The sequence below is a fragment of the Mycobacterium sp. 852014-50255_SCH5639931 genome (genome assembly GCF_001665605.1).
Classification (GTDB): domain Bacteria; phylum Actinomycetota; class Actinomycetes; order Mycobacteriales; family Mycobacteriaceae; genus Mycobacterium; species Mycobacterium paraffinicum.
The window spans coordinates 195479-214046 of record NZ_LZSV01000017.1 but is presented as its reverse complement, the minus strand read 5'-3'; the positions used below and the strand labels follow the sequence as shown (position 1 = coordinate 214046).

17 protein-coding genes are annotated in these 18568 nt (G+C 69.1%); 10 read left to right on the top strand and 7 right to left on the bottom strand.

Annotated features, from left to right (window positions below):
- Positions 1 to 92 precede the first annotated feature (92 nt).
- On the bottom strand, positions 93 to 1586 hold the full coding sequence (locus A5758_RS10725; RefSeq protein WP_067739730.1) for a carotenoid oxygenase family protein: 1494 nt from the start codon (positions 1584 to 1586) through the stop codon (positions 93 to 95).
- A gap of 62 nt (positions 1587 to 1648) precedes the next feature.
- Between A5758_RS10725 and A5758_RS10720 the strand changes: the two genes are divergently transcribed.
- Entirely contained in the window at positions 1649 to 2350 is a 702-nt protein-coding gene (locus A5758_RS10720) for a TetR/AcrR family transcriptional regulator (protein WP_369816418.1), read from the top strand.
- Between the two features lie 57 nt (positions 2351 to 2407).
- Here A5758_RS10720 and rplL read toward each other — a convergent pair whose 3' ends face one another.
- The 5 genes from rplL to A5758_RS10695 all read right to left on the bottom strand — a co-directional run bounded on the left by rplL (position 2408) and on the right by A5758_RS10695 (position 9397).
- Positions 2408 to 2800, bottom strand: a complete 393-nt coding sequence (gene rplL / locus A5758_RS10715) for a 50S ribosomal protein L7/L12 (protein ID WP_066951972.1) — start codon at positions 2798 to 2800, stop codon at positions 2408 to 2410.
- A gap of 33 nt (positions 2801 to 2833) precedes the next feature.
- A complete protein-coding gene (gene rplJ, locus A5758_RS10710; protein WP_067211760.1) occupies positions 2834 to 3436 on the bottom strand; it encodes a 50S ribosomal protein L10 in 603 nt (200 codons plus the stop codon).
- Between the two features lie 266 nt (positions 3437 to 3702).
- Positions 3703 to 4611 (bottom strand): ROK family protein, encoded by a 909-nt coding sequence (locus A5758_RS10705; protein WP_067211757.1) that lies wholly within the window; start codon positions 4609 to 4611, stop codon positions 3703 to 3705.
- A gap of 5 nt (positions 4612 to 4616) precedes the next feature.
- Complete coding sequence (locus tag A5758_RS10700; RefSeq protein WP_067739729.1) at positions 4617 to 5228, bottom strand: malonyl CoA-ACP transacylase; 612 nt, start codon at positions 5226 to 5228, stop codon at positions 4617 to 4619.
- On the bottom strand, positions 5225 to 9397 hold the full coding sequence (locus tag A5758_RS10695; RefSeq protein WP_067739726.1) for an NEW3 domain-containing protein: 4173 nt from the start codon (positions 9395 to 9397) through the stop codon (positions 5225 to 5227). The genes A5758_RS10700 and A5758_RS10695 overlap by 4 nt, the downstream gene beginning before the upstream one ends.
- Before the next feature lie 45 nt (positions 9398 to 9442).
- On the opposite strand from A5758_RS10695, the gene A5758_RS10690 reads away from it, so the two are divergent.
- The 9 genes from A5758_RS10690 (at position 9443) to A5758_RS10650 (ending at position 17839) form a co-directional block, all read left to right on the top strand.
- Positions 9443 to 9976 carry a DinB family protein gene (locus A5758_RS10690; protein ID WP_067739724.1) on the top strand — a complete coding sequence of 178 codons (534 nt, stop codon included), beginning with the start codon at positions 9443 to 9445 and terminating at the stop codon, positions 9974 to 9976.
- Positions 9977 to 9978: 2 nt separating this feature from the next.
- Positions 9979 to 10584 carry a DinB family protein gene (locus A5758_RS10685; RefSeq protein ID WP_067739722.1) on the top strand — a complete coding sequence of 202 codons (606 nt, stop codon included), beginning with the start codon at positions 9979 to 9981 and terminating at the stop codon, positions 10582 to 10584.
- A gap of 41 nt (positions 10585 to 10625) precedes the next feature.
- A complete protein-coding gene (locus A5758_RS10680; RefSeq protein ID WP_067739720.1) occupies positions 10626 to 11969 on the top strand; it encodes an AarF/ABC1/UbiB kinase family protein in 1344 nt (447 codons plus the stop codon).
- Positions 11969 to 12874 (top strand): alpha/beta fold hydrolase, encoded by a 906-nt coding sequence (locus A5758_RS10675; RefSeq protein WP_067739718.1) that lies wholly within the window; start codon positions 11969 to 11971, stop codon positions 12872 to 12874. The genes A5758_RS10680 and A5758_RS10675 overlap by 1 nt, the downstream gene beginning before the upstream one ends.
- 88 nt (positions 12875 to 12962) lie before the next feature.
- The gene (locus tag A5758_RS10670) at positions 12963 to 13823 is read left to right on the top strand and encodes a cyclopropane mycolic acid synthase family methyltransferase (protein ID WP_067739716.1); all 861 of its coding nucleotides are present in this window, start codon (positions 12963 to 12965) and stop codon (positions 13821 to 13823) included.
- Positions 13824 to 13959: 136 nt separating this feature from the next.
- Positions 13960 to 14841: a cyclopropane mycolic acid synthase family methyltransferase gene (locus A5758_RS10665; RefSeq protein ID WP_067739714.1), complete on the top strand. Its 882-nt coding sequence runs from the start codon at positions 13960 to 13962 to the stop codon at positions 14839 to 14841.
- Between the two features lie 84 nt (positions 14842 to 14925).
- Positions 14926 to 15822, top strand: a complete 897-nt coding sequence (gene mmaA4 / locus A5758_RS10660) for a hydroxymycolate synthase MmaA4 (RefSeq protein WP_067739992.1) — start codon at positions 14926 to 14928, stop codon at positions 15820 to 15822.
- A 94-nt stretch (positions 15823 to 15916) separates the two neighbouring features.
- A complete protein-coding gene (locus A5758_RS10655) occupies positions 15917 to 16612 on the top strand; it encodes a YciI family protein (RefSeq protein WP_067739711.1) in 696 nt (231 codons plus the stop codon).
- A 9-nt stretch (positions 16613 to 16621) separates the two neighbouring features.
- Positions 16622 to 17839: an RNA polymerase sigma factor gene (locus A5758_RS10650; RefSeq protein ID WP_067739709.1), complete on the top strand. Its 1218-nt coding sequence runs from the start codon at positions 16622 to 16624 to the stop codon at positions 17837 to 17839.
- A 19-nt stretch (positions 17840 to 17858) separates the two neighbouring features.
- On the opposite strand, the gene rplA is transcribed toward A5758_RS10650, so the two are convergent.
- Complete coding sequence (gene rplA, locus A5758_RS10645) at positions 17859 to 18566, bottom strand: 50S ribosomal protein L1 (RefSeq protein WP_067739707.1); 708 nt, start codon at positions 18564 to 18566, stop codon at positions 17859 to 17861.
- Positions 18567 to 18568: the final 2 nt, after the last annotated feature.

Here is an 18568-nt window from a genome sequence, read left to right as displayed (position 1 = left end):
GCACGGCATCAGGGTTGCGCGGCACAGCCGGCAAAAATTGGCTGACCTGAGATCCTGCAGCGCTCGGCGAAGGGCGTCCTATTCAACTCACGTTAGCCAGTGGGCGCCCAGTTGCCGTGGAAGCCCATCGGCACCCGCTGCGGCAGGTGCACGGTGGCCACCGGCTCGAGCGTCGCGGCGTCCAGCAACACCAACTGGCCTTCGTCGCGGCCGCGGTGATAGCCGTAGCCCAGCAGAATGCCGTCGTCCTCTGCTCGTTCTTTTGGGGAGGCGCCGGGGTTGGGCACAAAGGACATCTCGCCGAGCAAAAGGTCCGCATCGAGCTGCGCAACAACGCTGCCCCCGGTGGCGTAGTCGTGCTTGTACAGCGCGGGCGCGGCGCCCTGGAAGGACGCGCCGACGGTGTAGCCGAAGCGGTGTTCCCGGCCCAGCAGCGTCTCGTTGATCCGCGGGAATTCCTGCGGCCGGTCGTCACGGCATTCGGTGCTGACCGCGCCGGTCGCGAGGTTGATGGTCCAGCGCTCGAGGGTCGGCGGGGCTTCGCCGGGCCCGCGCCGGTCGCGGTCGAACATCCGCGCGTACCGCACCACGTCGAGCACCAAAACCTCGGTCCCGTCCCGCATCTCGGAGTAGGCGTTGAGTGGGTGGTAGACGTAGCAGGGTTCGATGTCGAACCAGCGGATGTCGGAGTTTCCGCCCTCGCGCGGCATGACCCCGATGCGCGCCGGGTAGTCGGCGTCCCAGGCGTACGGCATCCGGTCGGAGTGCTTCGGGTTTCGGTTCATCATCGCGTTGAGCGGGGTCGGCACCCGCACGCGCCCGATCAGCGACTGCATCACCAGCCGGGCCGGCAGGCCGAGCCAGCGGGGCATGGTCACCGGCAGCACCTGCATCGGGTCGAACGTCACCGGCAGGTCGTAGATGACGACGTACTTGTCGGTCAGCGAGAAGTCGTGCATCATCGGCGACCCCGACACATCGATGTCCACCCTGCGGCGCGCGCGCCCCTGGGTGTCGATCACCGAGTACTGCACGGTCCGCCCGCGGGCGAACGAGTAAGAGACGGCGTGCAATTCGCCGGTGCGCGGGTCGCGGTGCGGGTGGGCGGTGTAGCCGCCGGCCAGGGTGCCGTCGAAGTCGCAAGTCCCGATGGTGTCCAGCTCGTCGGTCAGCTCGTAGTTGGCCACACCACCCTCGACCAGCGCCAGGGTGCGCCCGGCGTGGGCCAGGACGTTGGTGTTGGCGCCCAGCGAGAGCATCCCCGCCCGCGGGTCGAGCCGGCCCGGCGTCGGCTCGCCCAGGGCGGCGCACACCGACAGGCTGCGTACCCAGCGGTTGCGGTACCACTGGGCTTTGCCGTCGCGCAGCGCGACGCCGTGCACCATCCCGTCGCCGCTGAACCAGTGATAGGTGGCGGGGTCGACCTCCTCGGCCGGGTTGGGCCCGTTGCGCAGATAGCGTCCGTCGAGGTGCTCGGGGATGCGACCGGTGACGGGCAGGTCGGTGGCGGTCACTTCGGCGCGCACCGGCGCCAGCACGCCCTCCAGATAGGGATTCCGGGTTTCGGCGATTTGCGCGGACGTCATCGCTGAGCTCCTATAACATTGATATGACGTTGTTATAGGCACGGTACGCCGCGGATGGGAAGATGGCAACGATGACTTCAGAAGCGACTTCGGGCACCACGCCGGCCGGGCAACGCAGTGTCCGTGACGAGATGCTGTCCGCGGCCGTCGACCTGCTCAACGAGCATGGGCCCGACGCGCTGCAGACCCGCAAGGTCGCCGGCGCGGCCGGAACGTCGACGATGGCGGTGTACACGCATTTCGGCGGGATGCGGGGCCTGATCGCCGAGGTGGCCGCGGAGGGTTATCGGCAGTTCGACGCCGCGCTGATGGTGCCGGAGACCGCTGACCCGGTCGCCGATGTGTTCGCCCTCGGTGCCGCGTACCGGCGCTATGCGATCGAGCGACCGCACATGTATCGCCTGATGTTCGGCAGTACCAGCGCTCATGGCATTCATGCCCCGGCGGGCAACGTCTTGGCCCTCACGGTCGCCGAGATCGAGCGGCATATCCCCAGCTTCGCGCATGTGGTTCGCGCGGTGCAGCGGTCCGCGCGGGCGGGGCGAATCACCGTTGGTTCCGCAGCCGACGACGCGACCGTCGTTTCCACAGCCGCCCAGTTCTGGGCGTTGCTTCACGGGTTCGTCATGCTCGAATTGGCCGGCTTCTACGGCGACGACGGCGCCGCTGTCGCGCCGGTGATGAAATCAATGACGTTGAAACTGTTTGTGGCGCTGGGCGATTCACCAGAACGGGTGGCGCAGTCCCTGCGGTCGGCAGGCTGAGCACACGAAAACCCCCGGGAGCGCCGCAGGGCGGTCCCGGGGGTTTTGCGAGTGGAGCTACTTGACGGTGACGGTGGCGCCGGCGGCCTCGAGCTTGGTCTTGGCCTCCTCGGCGGCCTCCTTGGCGACCTTCTCCAGCAGCGGCTTGGGCGCGCCGTCGACCAGGTCCTTGGCCTCCTTGAGGCCCAGGCCGGAGACGATCTCGCGGACCACCTTGATGACGCCGATCTTCTTGTCGCCGGCGGCCTCGAGGATGACGTCGAACTCGGACTGCTCCTCGGCGGCCTCGGCGGGGGCGCCACCGGCGGCCGGGCCGGCCGCGGCGACGGCGACCGGAGCGGCCGCGGTGACCTCGAAGGTCTCCTCGAACTTCTTGACGAAGTCGGAGAGCTCCAACAGGGTCATTTCCTTGAAGGCATCGAGCAGGTCGTCGGTAGACATTTTCGCCATGGTGTTTGGGTCCTTCCTGATTTGCGGTTGGGGTTATTCGGCTTCGGCCGGGGTTTCCGGAGCCTCAGTGGGTGCTTCCGAAGCTGGTTCTGGGGCGGCCGCTGCAGGCGCCGCGGGGGCTTCTGCGGCCTTCTTTTCCTGCAGCGCGGCCGCGAGGCGGGCAACCTGCGAGGCGGGCGCGTTGAACAGGCCGGCGGCCTTGGCGAGGTTGCCCTTCATCGCGCCGGCCAGCTTGGCCAGCAGCACCTCGCGCGACTCCAGGTCGGCGATGCGCTCGACCTCGGCGACGGTCAACGCGCGGCCGTCCATGTAGCCGCCCTTGATGACCAGCGCCTTGTTGTCCTTGGCGAAGGTCTTGATGGCCTTGGCCGCGTCGACCGGTTCCCCGGTGACGAACGCGATGGCGGTGGGTCCGGCGAACAGTTCGTCGAGACCTTCGACGCCGGCTTCCGACGCCGCCCGCTTGATCAGCGTGTTCTTGGCCACCGAGTAGGTGGCGGATCCGCTCAGCGACCGGCGCAGGTCGGCCAGGTTGGCCACGGTCAAACCGCGGTACTCGGTGATCAGGGTCGCGGTCGCCTCCCTGAACTGCTCGGCGATGTCTGCAACGGCGGTGGCTTTGTCAGCCCGGGCCATGCGTACCTCCTGAAGTGAAAGCGATGCGACGTGTCGTCTGTGATTCACCTTTAGAACGACGAACGCCCCGGCGCAGGAAGCGGCCGGGGCGTGAAAGACGCCGGCGGGTGCCGGCGTTGTTGCCTCGTCCTCCTGCGTGGGCCGCCGGGATGCTCCCGGACCTTCAACCGATTTCTCGGTGACCGACGGTCTTCGGTGGATCGGCCATCAGGATAGCCTGACCCGCCCCCGTCAGCCAAAACGGCGGCGTCCAGGTGACCGGGCGGTCAGTCGAGGGCCGCCAACCGGGCGGCGCCGACCAGTCCGGCCTCGCCGCCGAGTTCGGCGGGCACCACCCGCAGCCCGGCCAGGAAGTCCAGCCTGGCGTACTCGGTCAGCTTCGCCCGCAAGGGGTCGAAGAGCAGACGGCCGGAGTTCGCGACGCCTCCCCCGATGACGACGAGGTCCAGGTCGCAGACCGCGCCGACCGAGGCGATCATCGCCGCGAGCGCGGTGGCTCCCCGGCGGAACGCCCGGTCGGCGACGGGCTCACCGGCCGCCGCCGCGGCGGCCAGGTCCCGGGCGCCCGCGGCGGGCGGCGCGGACCAACCGTTGGCCCGCGCCCACCGCACCATCGACGGTCCGGACGCGATGGTCTCGACGCAGCCGCGCCCGCCGCACACGCAGGGCGGCCCCTCGTCCTCCACCACCACGTGCCCGACGTGGCCGGCATTGCCGGTGCGGCCGGTGTAGGGGACGCCGCCGAGCACCAATCCGCCACCCACACCGGTGGACACCACCATGCCCAGCAGGAAATCGGCGCCGCGACCCGCGCCGCGCCAGTGCTCACCCAGCGCCATGCACAAGCCGTCACCGCCGAGCCGCACGGGCACACCCGGCACGGCGGCGGCCACCCTGTCGCGCAGCGGAAACCCTTGCCAGCCCTTGATGTTGATGGGGCTGACGGTTCCGCCGCGCAGGTCGATGGGGCCGGCGGAACCGATGCCCACGGCGGCGACCGCACCGTCGGCCGCGCGCAGCGCGTCGGCGATGGCCGCGTCGACCGCGGCCCAGACCTCCTCCGCCCCACCGCCGCCCGGCGTGGGCCGGATGACGGTGTGCACCAGCGTGCCATCGGGATCGGCAAGGCCGGCGGCGATCTTGGTGCCGCCGATGTCCAGGCAGAGGGTGAGCATCGCGATCAGTGCCGGTGGACGTTGTCGGGTTGGCGGGGGTCGCCGGGATGCTCGTAGCCGGGAGCGAGCCGCACCAGCTCTGCCCGCCGTGCGTCCAGCCAGACCCGGAAGGCGCGCCGTTGCGCGGCACCCCGCAGGTGGTCGGCGATCGCCGGCCGCACGTCGTCCAGCGGCGGCCCGACCGGTGCCGGGCCCCGCCAGCCGTGCTGCTCGTGACGCACTTCGGCGAACCGGAGCGGGTTGCGGGCGTGGTAGGCGGCCACCTCCTCGTCGGTGACCCGCACCGCGGCGGTGATGTGGGCGAACAGCGCCCGCGCCCTCGGGTCGGCCAGCGCGGCCGCGGTGACGCTGCCGAGCTCCAGCCGGGCCGTCGCGTTGGGCAGCAGCTCGGCCTCGGTCGGCGCACCCGCCGCGCTCAGGCCGCGCGCGTCGGCCTCGGCGGCGACAACCCACCCGGTCACGATCAGCTGGGTCAGCCAGCGCCGCAGTTGACGCCCCTCCGCGGTGCCGCCGGCCGGCAGCGCGGCCGCGGCCGGCCCGCCGCGCAACCGCGCTTCGGCCACGTCGACCTCGTCGACAAGGACCGGAACGCCGGCAACCGTCGCGACCACGCTCATGTCACCGTCACCCTTACCGCCGGGGTGTAGACCAGCCGGCCGGCGCAGCCGAACCGGACCAGGGCCCACCAGTGGCCGGGGTCCAGCCCGGCCGGCGGGCTCACGTCGAAGTGCACGTCAACGGTGCCGTGCGCGGGCAGCACGGCACCCACCGCGGCGGGGCCCAGCCACTCCCACGTGCCCCACGGGCTGATCAGGTGCGCCTCGAGCGCGAGGTCCGCACCGGCGTGGGTGCCGACCCTGACGGTCAGCACCGCCGAGGCACCGGCGGTCAACTCGACGTCGGTCGGCCCGTCGACCAGGTAGACCGGCTGCGCCTCGTGGCACCCGCCGACCTCGACCAGGCAGACATCCTCGACCGTCTGTCGCCAAGCGGGCGGGAACTCTTCCCCGCCGATGCGGAGCTGGGCGCGAACCGGGTAAAGCCCCGGCTCGGCGCGGGCGGGCACCGACACCGCCACGTCGGTCTCGAGGTATTCGCCGCTGCGCAGTGTCAGGGGGAGCTCGTCGGGCTTGGCCGACCAGCCCTGCGGAAACACCAGCGTGACCGCCCCGGTCAGGGTGGCGTCGCTGCAGTCGCTGGCCGCCGTGAGGCGCAGCATGACCTCGTCGCCGGGCTCGGCGGCCACCCGCGCGGGATGCAGATGAGCGACGGCCGGCAGCCCGCCGAGCGGGGCGGGGCCCCGGTTGTGCAGCCAGTAGCGCGCGTACAACGGCTGGGCGGCTTCGGCCTGCGGGGCCACCGCGCGCGGCCCCGTCGGCACGGGGGGCGCTTGGAATCGGGCCAGCACGGTGGCCACCTGATAGCCGTGCAGGTCGAGCGGGCGGCTGCCGGCGCGCGGCTTTTCGAGAAGGTCGGCGTCGCGGAAGTCGCTGACCTCGCCGATGTCCGAGCCGATCACCACGCCGGCTGGCGACCCCGTCGTCTCCACCAATCGCAGGGCCACCGCGCTCGGGTCGACCGGCCGGGCGCTACCCGCCGTCAGCGGGTTGCCGGCCGCCTTGAGCGCCGCCAGCTGCACCCGGCCCGCGGGCTCGACGCCCAGCAGGGATCCCGCCGCGGGCGACACGCCCCCCGCCCTGCCGGACGCGCACGCCAGCAGCGGGTGGGAGAACTGTGCGCTGCGGCTGGGGATCTCGGCGCGCCGCCAGTCGCCCGCCCCGCAGACCAGCGCGTAGTCGAAAGCGTGTGTCCAGTGCTGCAGTTGGAAGTTCGAGCCGTCCGGGGTGGTGCGGCGCGGCTCGTCGATCCAGATGCCCGACGGCCAACCGGTGCAGGACCGCATCAGCGCTGTGTGCAGGGTGCCCTCGGCGTCGACGGCGAAGCTGGGCACGCCCCGGTTGAGCAGGGCGACGGTGCGGTCCTCGAATTCGCCAGTTCCCGCCGGCGCCCCTTGGCTTACGACGATTTCGGCGTCGCCGAGGTCGTCGGCCACCGACGCGATCTCGGCGGCCAGGCTCTCCGCGTCGCGGCCGGCGATCACCAGCACCGGCAGCGCGTCCGGCGCGCGCAGGTCCGCGCTCGGCACCCACACCGCGGCCAACGGCGTCGCGGCCGGCACCCAGACCCTGGCGCGCCCCGTCGTCGCCAACTGGCGGTCGAGGTCTTCCGCGTACACCGGCTCCGCCTGCGCCAGCACCGCCTTGGTGAACGCGTTGCTGGCCGGTCCGCCCAGCGCGATGCGCACGTCGGGCAGGTTCGAATCGACGTCGAGGTGGCCGTAGCGCGGCTTGTCCGCGCCGCTGCAGGTCGCCGTCACCCCGGCGCGGACCAGCGCAACCATCAGCTCGCGGGCGAGCGGACCGGACACCGCCTCGTCCGGCGACACCACCTCGGCCACCGAGATCGCGCGCACGGCTTGGCTGTGCGGCGGGCCCACCCGGACCCGCGCCGCCGAGGACAGGCCGAACCAGCCGTAGGCGGGGTTGTCCAGCGTCCACGGGTGCCGCGCGGTGTCCACCGATTCGGTCCCGTCATGCAGCAACGCGAAGCCGCGCCCCACGACGGCGTCACCGACCTCGCTGACCGGCATGGCGCCCGGCACCGGGCACGGCCAGCGCAGCCGCACCAGGCGGTCGGCCCCGGTGAATTCGTCGATGGTGGTGCGGCAGTCCACTCGCGGTATCCCGCGCCACAGCGTCAGGGTCTGGGTGTAGCGCAGCAGGGTGCCGATGCGCCCGGTGACGACGATCCGCTGCCCCAGCGGGCCGTGGTAGGCCCGCGGCCGGGCCGGTGACTCCGACGAGCACACCACCGGCCCCTTCGGCAGCAGGTGCCAGGGGCCCTCGGCCTGCGTCGGGTGCGCCGCGTACTCCTCGTAGACCGCGAGCTCGTTGCCCACCCGGCCCTCTGCGATCAGCTCACGGCCGTCCGCGACCAGGGACACGACTCCCCCGCCGCGCGAGGGGTCGACCTCCAAGCGGTAGTGCTCGTTCGCGATCGCCGAGCCCGCCACGGGTTCCCAGCCGCCCGGGCCGTCGTGGGGAACCAGCCGGTAGGCCCGCCACCCCAACGACGGCACCTCCCGCGCCAGCCAGGTGACCGACCGGCCACCGTGCTCGACGTGTGCGGGCAACTCGGCACCGTCGACGTCCAGCACCCGGACCCCGCCCGCGAGCGGCGGGTCGAGCCGCGCGGTGACGAGGTCGGTCCGCTTCTGCGCCAGCGGGTTCCACACCACGACGTCACCGTCGACCGCGCTGGAAAGCAGCGCCAGCGACGCGTCGCGAGTCGCGCGGCCCAGCTCCCACGCGTCGCGCCAGCCGGTCAGCAGGTCGAGGTAGACCTGGTCGGATTCCGAGCCGGTGATGCCGTCGTGATGCGCCCCGTACGCGAGCTGCACCCACGCCTTGGCCAGCGCCGCCTGCGGGTACTCGGCGCCGCCCATCAGCCCGGCGAACACGGCGAACCGCTCGGCCTCCAGGACGGCGTTCTCCGCGGCACGGTTGGCCTGCTTGGTGTCGATGAAGGACACGTCCTTGCCGGTGTAGATCGGGTTCATGTCCCGGGTCTGCGGCGACGGCGCGAGGCCGCGCTCGGCCAGTTCGGCGCGCACGGCCGCGAAGAATTCCCGCGGCAGCGCGCACACGAAGCGCGGCCAGGTGTAGCGCGCGGCCCAGTCGCGGTGGATTGCGGTGACCCACTTGTTCGGCGGCGTGTAGTCGGTGCCGACGGGCAGCAGCACGTTTCGCGTCAGCGCGACCCTCTTGAGCTGTTCGAACAGCTCGAGCGTGGCGTCCTCCGCCTCGGCCACCGACGTCGCCGAGTCCATCCACCAGCCCGCCGAATAGTGCGCGGGCATGTAATGGGTGAGCAGGCCGCGGCCCGACGGCGAGATCCATTCGAACTCGCTGCTGAACTGCATCCGCTCGACGTCCCCGCCGCCCAGCGCCGGCCCCCACTGGTGGTGCGGGCCGCGGGCCCACGAGCTCGACGTCAGCCCGGCGTCGGCGGCCAGCCCGGGGAACTGCGGGTCGTGGCCGAACACGTCCAGCTGCCAGGCCGTGGCCGGGTCGGCGCCCAGCACATCCCGCTGAAAGCCCATGCCGTGCAACAGGTTTCGGATGGTTGTTTCCGGGCTGGTCAGGTTGGTGTTGGGTTCGTTGTACGTGCCGCCCATCACCTCAACCCGGCCCTGCGCGATGAACCGACGCAGGTCGGCGCGGTCCTCGGGGCAGGTGTCCCAATAGGGCTTGAGGTAATCGACCTCGGCCAGCACGAACTTGTACTCGGGCTCGCGGCGGGCCATTTCGAGGTGCGCGTGCACCAGCGCGAAGCCGTTTGTCTGCCGGGCGCGTCCCGGCGGGTCCTCGGTCCACTCGCTGGTGTAGGCGCCCTGGGTGTTCCACCAGACCGGGTCGTAGTGGAAGTGGCTGACCATGAACATGGTCCAGCCGGGCTCGGCCACGACGAACTCGAACGGCTCGGCGGCGCCGGCGGCCAGCGCACGGGCCGCCCGCCGCTGCCCGACGACCGGACGCTCCACCCTGACCGGGACCTCGATCACCTCGTCGCCGACCCCGGCCACGGCCTCCCCGGTCAAACCGTCCCCGTCGACCCGGACCGGGGTCGGGGCGGCCACTGCGGAAACGGTGACGCGGGCGAGCTGCAACGGTGTGTCCGGCGGCCCGACGAACAGCTCGGTCGAGTGGGCCGAAACCAGCTGCATCCCCGAACCTTACGGGTGTCACCCAGTGCTGGAAAGCTAGGCGCCATGGCGGACATCACCACCCAACTGGCCGACCAGCTCGACTGGCACTGGCGGGGACATTTGCGCCCTCGGCTGGAAGGCCTGACCGATCACGAGTATTTCTGGCGGCCGGTGCCGAACTGCTGGACGGTACAGCCGGACGGTTCGGTGGACTACACCTACCCGGCCCCCACCCCGCCGCCGTTCACCACGATCGCCTGGCGCATGGCACACGTCATCGTCGGAGTTTTCGCCATGCGCAACCACAACCATTTCGGTGGGCCGCCCGCCGACTACCTGAGTTGGAACTACGCCACCGACGCCGCCACCGCATTAAGACAGCTCGATGACTGCTACGCCAAGTGGATCAACGGAGTGCGGTCGCTCTCGGCAGCGGATCTAAGCCGCCGCTGCGGTCCCGCGGAAGGGCCCTACGCTGAGCACCAGCTGAGTGAGCTCGTCCTGCACATCAACCGGGAAGCGATCCACCACGGCGCCGAGATCGCTTGTCTTCGAGACCTCTACGTTCATCGCCAGATCACCGACCGGAAGGCCTGAGAATGCCCGCTCTTGCCCGGCCCGTAGCCGACGAACGCAGCGCCCTGCGCGAATACCTGGCCTACCACCAAAGCGCGTATTTCGCGGTGTCCTACGGCCTGACCGACGAACAGGCGCGGTCGACCCCGTCGGTCAGCGCGCTGTCGATCGGCGGGCTGATCAAGCACGCCACCGGGATGCAGCGCAGCTGGATGGCGCGGGTCGCGGCCGCCCCGGACGCGCCGCCGAAAGACACTCGCCCGTTCGAACAGATCACCCAGGAGTTCGCGGATCAGCACGTGATGCGGCCCGACGAGACGCTGGCCGGCCTGCTGCGGGCATTCGAAGAACAGAACGCGAGGTCGCTGCGCCTGGCGGAGACCGCGGACCTCGACGCGGCGGTGCCGGTTCCGCAGGACATCCCGTGGTTTCCCAAGGACCAGGAGGCCTGGTCGGTGCGCTGGGTGATCCTGCATGTGATCAACGAGTTGGCCCGGCACGCCGGGCACGCCGACATCATCCGCGAGACCATCGACGGCGCGACCATGTACGAGTTGATCGCCGGGCTGGAGGGCTGGGCGATCCAGGGGTGGGTGCAACCCTGGAAAGGCGACGGACGTCCGAGCTAGAGAAATTGGGACTGACTCCGCCGATTTGGCAGACTGCTGGGATGAGCTCTACCAAACATCGAGACGTGGCCAGGCTTGACCGGGTGCCGCTGCCGGTGGAAGCGGCCCGGGTGGCCGTCACCGGTTGGCAGGTCACCCGCACCGCCGCGCGCGTCGTCACGAAGCTGCCGGGCAAGGGCCCGTGGCAGCAGAAGGTGCTCAAGCAGCTCCCGCAGACCTTCGCCGACCTCGGCCCGACGTACGTGAAATTCGGTCAGATCATCGCGTCCAGCCCCGGGGCGTTCGGCGAATCGCTGTCCCGCGAATTCCGCGGCCTGCTCGACCGGGTGCCGCCCGCCGACACCGAAGAGGTCCACAAACTCTTCGTCGAGGAGCTCGGGAGCGATCCCGCCGACCTGTTCGCCAAGTGGGAGGAGACGCCGTTCGCGTCGGCGTCGATCGCCCAGGTGCACTACGCGACACTGCACACCGGCGAGGAGGTGGTCGTCAAGATCCAGCGCCCGGGCATCCGGCGCCGGGTGGCCGCCGACCTGCAGATCCTCAAACGCTTCGCCCAGGCCGTCGAACTGGCCAAGCTGGGCCGCCGGCTCTCGGCGCAGGACGTGGTCGCCGACTTCTCCGACAACCTGGCCGAGGAGCTGAACTTCCGGCTCGAGGCGCAGTCGATGGACGCGTGGGTCTCGCACCTGCACGCGTCGCCGTTGGGTAAGAACATCCGGGTGCCGCAGGTGCATTGGGACTTCACCTCCGAGCGGGTGCTGACGATGGAGCGCGTGCAGGGCATCCGCATCGACGACGTCGCCGCCATCCGCAAGGCCGGGTTCGACGGGGTCGAACTGGTGAAGGCGCTGCTGTTCTCGCTTTTCGAGGGCGGCCTGCGGCACGGGCTGTTCCACGGCGACCTGCACGCCGGCAACCTCTACGTCGACGACCAGGGCCGCATCGTGTTCTTCGACTTCGGGATCATGGGCCGCATCGACCCGCGCACCCGCTGGCTGCTGCGCGAGCTGGTGTACGCGCTGCTGGTCAAGAAGGACCACGCCGCGGCGGGCAAGATCGTCGTGCTGATGGGCGCCGTCGGGACCATGAAGCCCGAGGCCCAGGCCGCCAAGGACCTGGAGCGCTTCGCCACCCCGCTGACCATGCAGACGCTGGGCGACCTGTCCTACGCCGACATCGGGCGGCAGCTGTCGGCCCTGGCCGACGCCTACGACGTCAAGCTGCCCCGCGAGCTGGTGCTGATCGGCAAGCAGTTCCTCTACGTGGAGCGGTACATGAAATTGCTCGCGCCCAAGTGGCAGATGATGTCCGATCCGCAGCTGACCGGCTACTTCGCGAACTTCATGGTCGAGGTAAGCCGCGAGCACCAGTCCGAAGAAGTCTGATGCAGATCCGCACGGGGCACGCCACCTCCGGAGACCTGAAGCTCTACTACGAGGACATGGGCGACATCGACGACCCACCCGTGCTGCTGATCATGGGGCTGGGCGCCCAGCTGCTGCTGTGGCGAACCGCCTTCTGCGAGCGGCTGGTCCGCCACGGGCTGCGCGTCATCCGGTACGACAACCGCGACGTCGGGCTGTCGAGCAAAACCCAGCACCGCAGCTCGGCGCAGCCGCTGGTGACGCGGCTCGCGCGCTCCTGGCTGGGCCTGCCGAGCGAAGCGGCATACAAGCTCGAGGACATGGCCGACGACGCCGCGGCCGTGCTGGATCATCTGGGCATCGAGCACGCACACATCGTGGGCGCGTCGATGGGCGGCATGATCGCCCAGATTTTCGCGGCGCGATTCCACGAGCGGACGAGAACCCTCGGAGTCATCTTCTCCAGCAACAATTCGGCTTTCCTGCCGCCGCCCGGTCCGCGCCAGCTGCTGGCCCTCATCAAGGGGCCGCCGCCGAGCTCGCCGCGCGACGTGATCGTCGACAACTCCATCCGGGTCAGCAAGATCATCGGCAGCCGGCGCTTTTTGGCCTCCGAGGAGCAACTTCGGGCCGAGGCCATCGAAAGCTACGAGCGCAGTTACTACCCCTGGGGTGTCGCCCGGCATTTCGACGCCGTGCTGGGCAGCGGCAGCCTGAGGCACTACAACCGGCGGACCGCCGCCCCGACCGTGGTGATTCACGGCCGGGCGGACAAGCTGATGCGGCCGTTCGGCGGCCGCGCGGTGGCCAGAACCATCGACGGTGCCCGATTGGTGTTATTCGACGGGATGGGCCATGATCTGCCACAGCAGTTGTGGGACCAGGTGATCGGCGTGCTGGCGGGCAACTTCGCCAAGGCGAACTGAGCCAAAAACAACTCGCAAGAAACGCTTCCCCCGCGAGCCCAGTCCGTATCGCGGAGTTGTACGGTTGTCCAAGGAGGTGGGTCCACCAATGGCCAAACTGAAGCCGTATTACGAAGAGTCGCAGGCAACCTACGACATCTCAGACGACTTCTTCGCGCTGTTCCTCGACCCCAACATGGTGTACACCTGCGCCTACTTCAAGAACGACGACATGACGCTCGAAGAGGCGCAGCTCGCCAAGCTCGATCTGGGGCTGGACAAGCTGAACCTCGAGCCGGGCATGACGCTGCTCGACGTCGGGTGTGGCTGGGGTGGGGCCGTGGTTCGCGCGGTTGAGAAATACGACGTGAACGTCATCGGCATCACGCTGAGCCGCAACCACTACGCGCGCACCAAAGAACGGCTGGCCGCCATTCCCACGACGCGGCGGGCCGAGGCCCGGCTGCAGGGTTGGGAAGAGTTCGACGAGCAGGTCGATCGGATCATCAGCTTCGAGGCCTTCGACGCGTTCAAGAAGGAACGTTGGCCCGCGTTCTGGGATTGGGCCTACAAGACCCTCCCCGATGACAGCCGGATGCTGATGCACAGCATCTTCACGCATCCGCAGTCGCACTGGCGCGAAGTCGGCATGAAAATCACGATGTCAGACCTGCGTTTCCTGCACTTTCTCGGCAAGGAGATCTTCCCCGGCGGGCAGATGTGCGGTGAACCCGATATCGTCGACCTCTCACGCGACAGCGGTTTCTCGCTCGAGCAGACCCAATACCTGCAACCGCATTACGCGCGGACACTGGACATGTGGGCGGCCAATCTGGAGGCCAACCGCGAACGCGCCATCGCCATCCAATCCGAAGAGGTCTACGACCGCTTCATGCGCTATCTCACCGGCTGCGCGAACCTGTTCCGCAAGGGCATCTCCAACGTTGCCCAGTACACGCTGACCAAGTAGCGCATGCGCGGGGGCCGAGAGGCAGACCCGCGAAAACTCCGGCGCACGCGCGCGCAAATGCGGTGTTTTCGATCCCCGGCGAGTAGCCTCGCCCGAGGATGGTCGCCTCTCTGGTGCCCGTCCGCTCGGGAGGGATATGTCCGACAACCCGGCCGGTGCTATTCGTACGCGGTCCAATCTCGACGACGTACGGGCGCATTACGACCTGTCGAACGAATTCTTCGCGCTCTTCCAGGATCCGACCCGCACCTACAGCTGCGCGTATTTCCCCCGCGAGAACATGACCTTGCAGGAGGCGCAGCTCGCCAAGCTCGACCTGACGCTCGACAAGCTGGGGCTCGAGCCGGGGATGACCTTGCTCGACGTCGGCTGCGGTTGGGGTTCGGTGTTGAAACGCGCCGCCGAGAAATACGACGTCAACGTCGTCGGGCTGACCCTGTCCAAAAATCAGCATGCCTATTGCCAGCAGGTGCTCGACGGCATCGACACCGGCCGGTCGCGGCGGGCGCTGCTGTGCGACTGGGCCGACTTCAGCGAACCGGTGGACCGCATCGTCACCATCGAGGCGTTGGAGCACTTCGGCTTTCACCGCTACGACGACTTCTTCAAATTCGCCTACGCCGCCCTGCCCGACGACGGCGTGATGCTGCTCCACTCGATCACGGCATTGCACGGAAAGCAGGCCATCGAGCGTGGCCTGCCCCTGACGATGAATTGGGCGAGGTTCATCAAGTTCATCCTGACCGACATCTTCCCGGGCGGACGGCTGCCGATGATCGAGACCATCGAGGAGCACTCGGCGAAGATCGGCTTCCGGGTGACTGGCGTCCAGTCTCTGCGGAGCGACTTCGCCAGGACCCTCGATCTGTGGGCCGGCACCCTGCAGGCGCACAGGGACGAAGCCATCAGGATCCAGTCCGAAGAGGTCTACGAGCGCTACATGAAATACCTGACCGGCTGCGCCGGGGCTTTCCGCACCGGGTACATCGACTGCAACCAATTCACGCTGGAAAAGTAGAGTTGGGTATCGTTGCACGTCACACCCCCGAGGCAAAGCCGTGGGAAATACGCAGTGAACTTCATCCAGGAGAACCAGACGAAAATGGCTGATCAACCGGCTAGCCCGACGAAGATACGCACGGCCCCCGAGGACATTCAGGCGCACTACGACGTCTCCGACGACTTCTTCGCCCTGTTCCAAGACCCCACCCGGACCTACAGCTGCGCCTACTTCGAGCGTGACGACATGACGCTGGAAGAGGCCCAGTACGCCAAGATCGACCTGAACCTGGACCAGCTGGACCTCAAGCCGGGGATGACCCTGCTGGACATCGGCTGCGGCTGGGGCACCACCATGAAGCGCGCGGTCGAGCGGTTCGACGTCAACGTCATCGGCCTGACCCTGTCCAAGAACCAGCACGCCCGCTGTGAGCAGGTGCTGGCCTCCATCGACACCAACCGGTCGCGTGAGGTGCGGTTGCAGAACTGGGAGGACTTCAACGAGCCCGTCGACCGCATCGTGTCGATCGAGGCCTTCGAGCACTTCGGGCACGAGAACTACGACGACTTCTTCAAGCGGACTTTCGACATCATGCCCGACGACGGCCGGATGACCGTTCAGAGCAGTGTCAGCTACCACCCGTACGACCTGGCCGCCCGCGGCAAGAAGCTGACGTTCGAGACGGCCCGGTTCATCAAGTTCATCCTCACCGAGATCTTCCCGGGTGGCCGGCTGCCGTCCACCCAGATGATGGTCGACCATGGCGAGAAGGCGGGATTCGTTGTACCCGCACCGCTTTCACTGCGACCGCACTACATCAAAACGCTGCACATCTGGGGCGACACACTGGAGTCCAACAAGCAGAAGGCCATCGAGGTCACGTCCGAAGAGGTCTACAACCGCTACATCAAGTACCTGCGCGGCTGCGAGTACTACTTCACCGACGAGGCGCTCGACGTCAGCCTGGTGACGTACCTGAAGCCGGGAGCCGTCAGCTGATTTCTCCGCCGCTGTCGGATTAGGGCTGCGTCGTTCGTCGGATAGGTAGAGAGTGGAGCACGGGGCTTCGCTCGCTATCTGGAGGTGACGAGAGATGCAGTACTTCGCCTTATTGATCAGCAGGGAACAGGACCGCGCGCCCGAAGGCCCGGACGCGATGGCCGCCTGGGGAAAGTTTCACGCCAACGCCGGCGTGGCGATCAAATCCGGGGACGCCCTGGCGCCCGCCGCCGCCGCGGCGGTCATCACCGGCGGCCCGGATGCACCGGTGGTCACCGACGGCCCCTTCGCCGAATCCGCCGAAGTGGCCTGCGGCTTCTACCTGTTCGAAGCCGAAAACCTCGACGAGGCGCTGGCGTTGGCGCGTGACGTCCCGCTCGCCACGTTCGGCGCGGTGGAGGTCTGGCCCACGGTGCACTCGGTCGAGCTGTCCCGCGGGCTCACCGGCAACGACTGGCTCGCGCTGCTGCTGGAGCCGGCCGAATCCGCGCACACGCCGGGCACACCCGAGTGGGAAGCGGTGGCGGCAAAGCACGCCGATCTCCATGCGGCCGCAGGCGATCACATCATCGGCGGCGCCGCGTTGCACGATCGGTCCACGGCAACGACCGTGCGGGTGCGCGATGGCGAGGTCCTGATCACCGACGGGCCCTATGTGGAAGGCGCCGAAATCGCCACCGGGATCTATCTGTTGAGTGCCGCGGACCGCGAAGAGGCCATCAAGCTGGCCTCGATGATCCCCGCCTCGACGGTGCAGGTGCGGCAGCTGGCTGGGCTCTCGGGGCTCTGAGCGTCGCCGGTGTCCGACCTGGACGGCGTCTTTCGTCGGGAATGGGGGGCCGCCGTCGCCGCGCTCGCGCGGTGGTCCGGCGACCTCACCATCGCGGAGGACGCCGTCCAGGAAGCCTGCGCCGAGGCGCTTCGCAGCTGGGGCTGTGACGGCCTGCCGGACAATCCCGGCGGTTGGCTGGTGACCGTCGCCCGCAACCGGGCGCGCGACCGCCTGCGCCGCGAATCCGTCCGTCCCGGAAAGGAATTGGCGGCCGTGATAGACGAAATCCGGGCACGCACCGATCACACCGACCCGTCCCCCGTTCGTGATGACGAGCTGCGGATGATGTTCACCTGCGCGCACCCCGCCCTGGACCGCCAATCCCAACTGGCGCTCACCCTGCGGCTGGTATCCGGGCTGACCGTCCCCGAGATCGCCCGCGCGCTGCTGCAGACCGATGCGGCGATCGGGCAGCGAATCACGCGCGCCAAGAACAAGATTCGGCACGCCAACATCCCGTTGCGGGTGCCGCCCGCCGAGTTGCTGCCCGAACGCACTCCGCACGTGCTCGGTTGCGTCTACTCGGTGTTCACCGAAGGCTATTGGTCCACGGCGGGCCCGTCGGCGATCCGCGACGAGCTGTGCGAAGAGGGGATCAGGCTGGCCGGCGAGCTGTGCGCGCTGATGCCGCACGAGCCCGAGGCCCACGCGCTGGCGGCCCTGGTGCTGCTGCACGATTCGCGACGAGCCACCCGGGTCGACGACGCCGGAATGCTGGTGCCGCTCGAGGAGCAGGACCGTCGCCGGTGGGACCGCGGCCGAATCGCCCGGGGGCTGGACCGATTACGCCGGGCCGAGGGCTCGACGGGCCCCTATCTGCCACAGGCGGTGATCGCCGCGCTGCACGCGACGGCGCCGTCCTGGGACCAGACCGACTGGGCCACCATCTGCGCGGCCTACGACCGGCTGCTGGGGCTGACCGACTCGCCCGTCGTGCGCGCCAACCGCGCCCTGGCGATCGGCTTCCGCGACGGACCCGACGCCGGCCTCGCGGCCCTGGACGAGGTGGCCCACGACCTCCGGCTCGCCCGCTCCAATCTGGTCGCGACGGTGCGCGCCGACCTGCTCAGGCGTGCGGGCAGGCCGGCCGATGCCGTCATCTGGTACCGAGAAGCGTTGCGAGTCAACGGTTCCGAGCCGGGCCGCGAGTTCCTGCGCCGCCGCATCGCGGAGTGTGGCGGGTGATTCGCGTCGGCGAAGAAACTCAGGCGTCCGCGAAGTTGCGGGTGACGGCCGGGTCGACCGGGATGCCCGGGCCCGTGGTCGTCGACACGGTGATCTTCTTCAGGTAGCGGCCCTTCGAGGCGGACGGCTTGAGCCGCAACACCTCGTCGAGCGCGGCGCCGTAGTTCTCGGCGAGGGCCTTCTCGTCGAAGGACGCCTTGCCGATGACAAAGTGCAGGTTGGCCTGCTTGTCGATGCGGAAGTTGATCTTGCCGCCCTTGATGTCGGCGACGGCCTTGGCGACGTCGGGCGTGACGGTGCCCGTCTTGGGGTTCGGCATCAGGCCGCGCGGGCCCAGCACGCGAGCGATGCGGCCGACCTTGGCCATCTGGTCGGGGGTCGCGATCGCGGCGTCGAAGTCCAGGAAGCCGCCCTGAATCTTCTCGATCAGGTCGTCGCTCCCGACGATGTCGGCGCCGGCGGCCTGTGCCTGCTCGGCCTTGTCGCCGACCGCGAACACCGCGACGCGGGCGGTCTTACCGGTGCCGTGCGGCAGGTTGACCGTGCCGCGGACCATCTGGTCCGCCTTACGGGGGTCGACGCCGAGCCGGATCGCCACCTCGACCGTCGCGTCCTGCTTGGCCGACGCGGTCTCCTTGGCGAGCTTGGCCGCCTCGAGCGGGCTGTACAGGTTGTTGCGGTCCACCTTCTCGGCGGCGGCGCGGTATGCCTTGCTGTTCTTGCTCATTG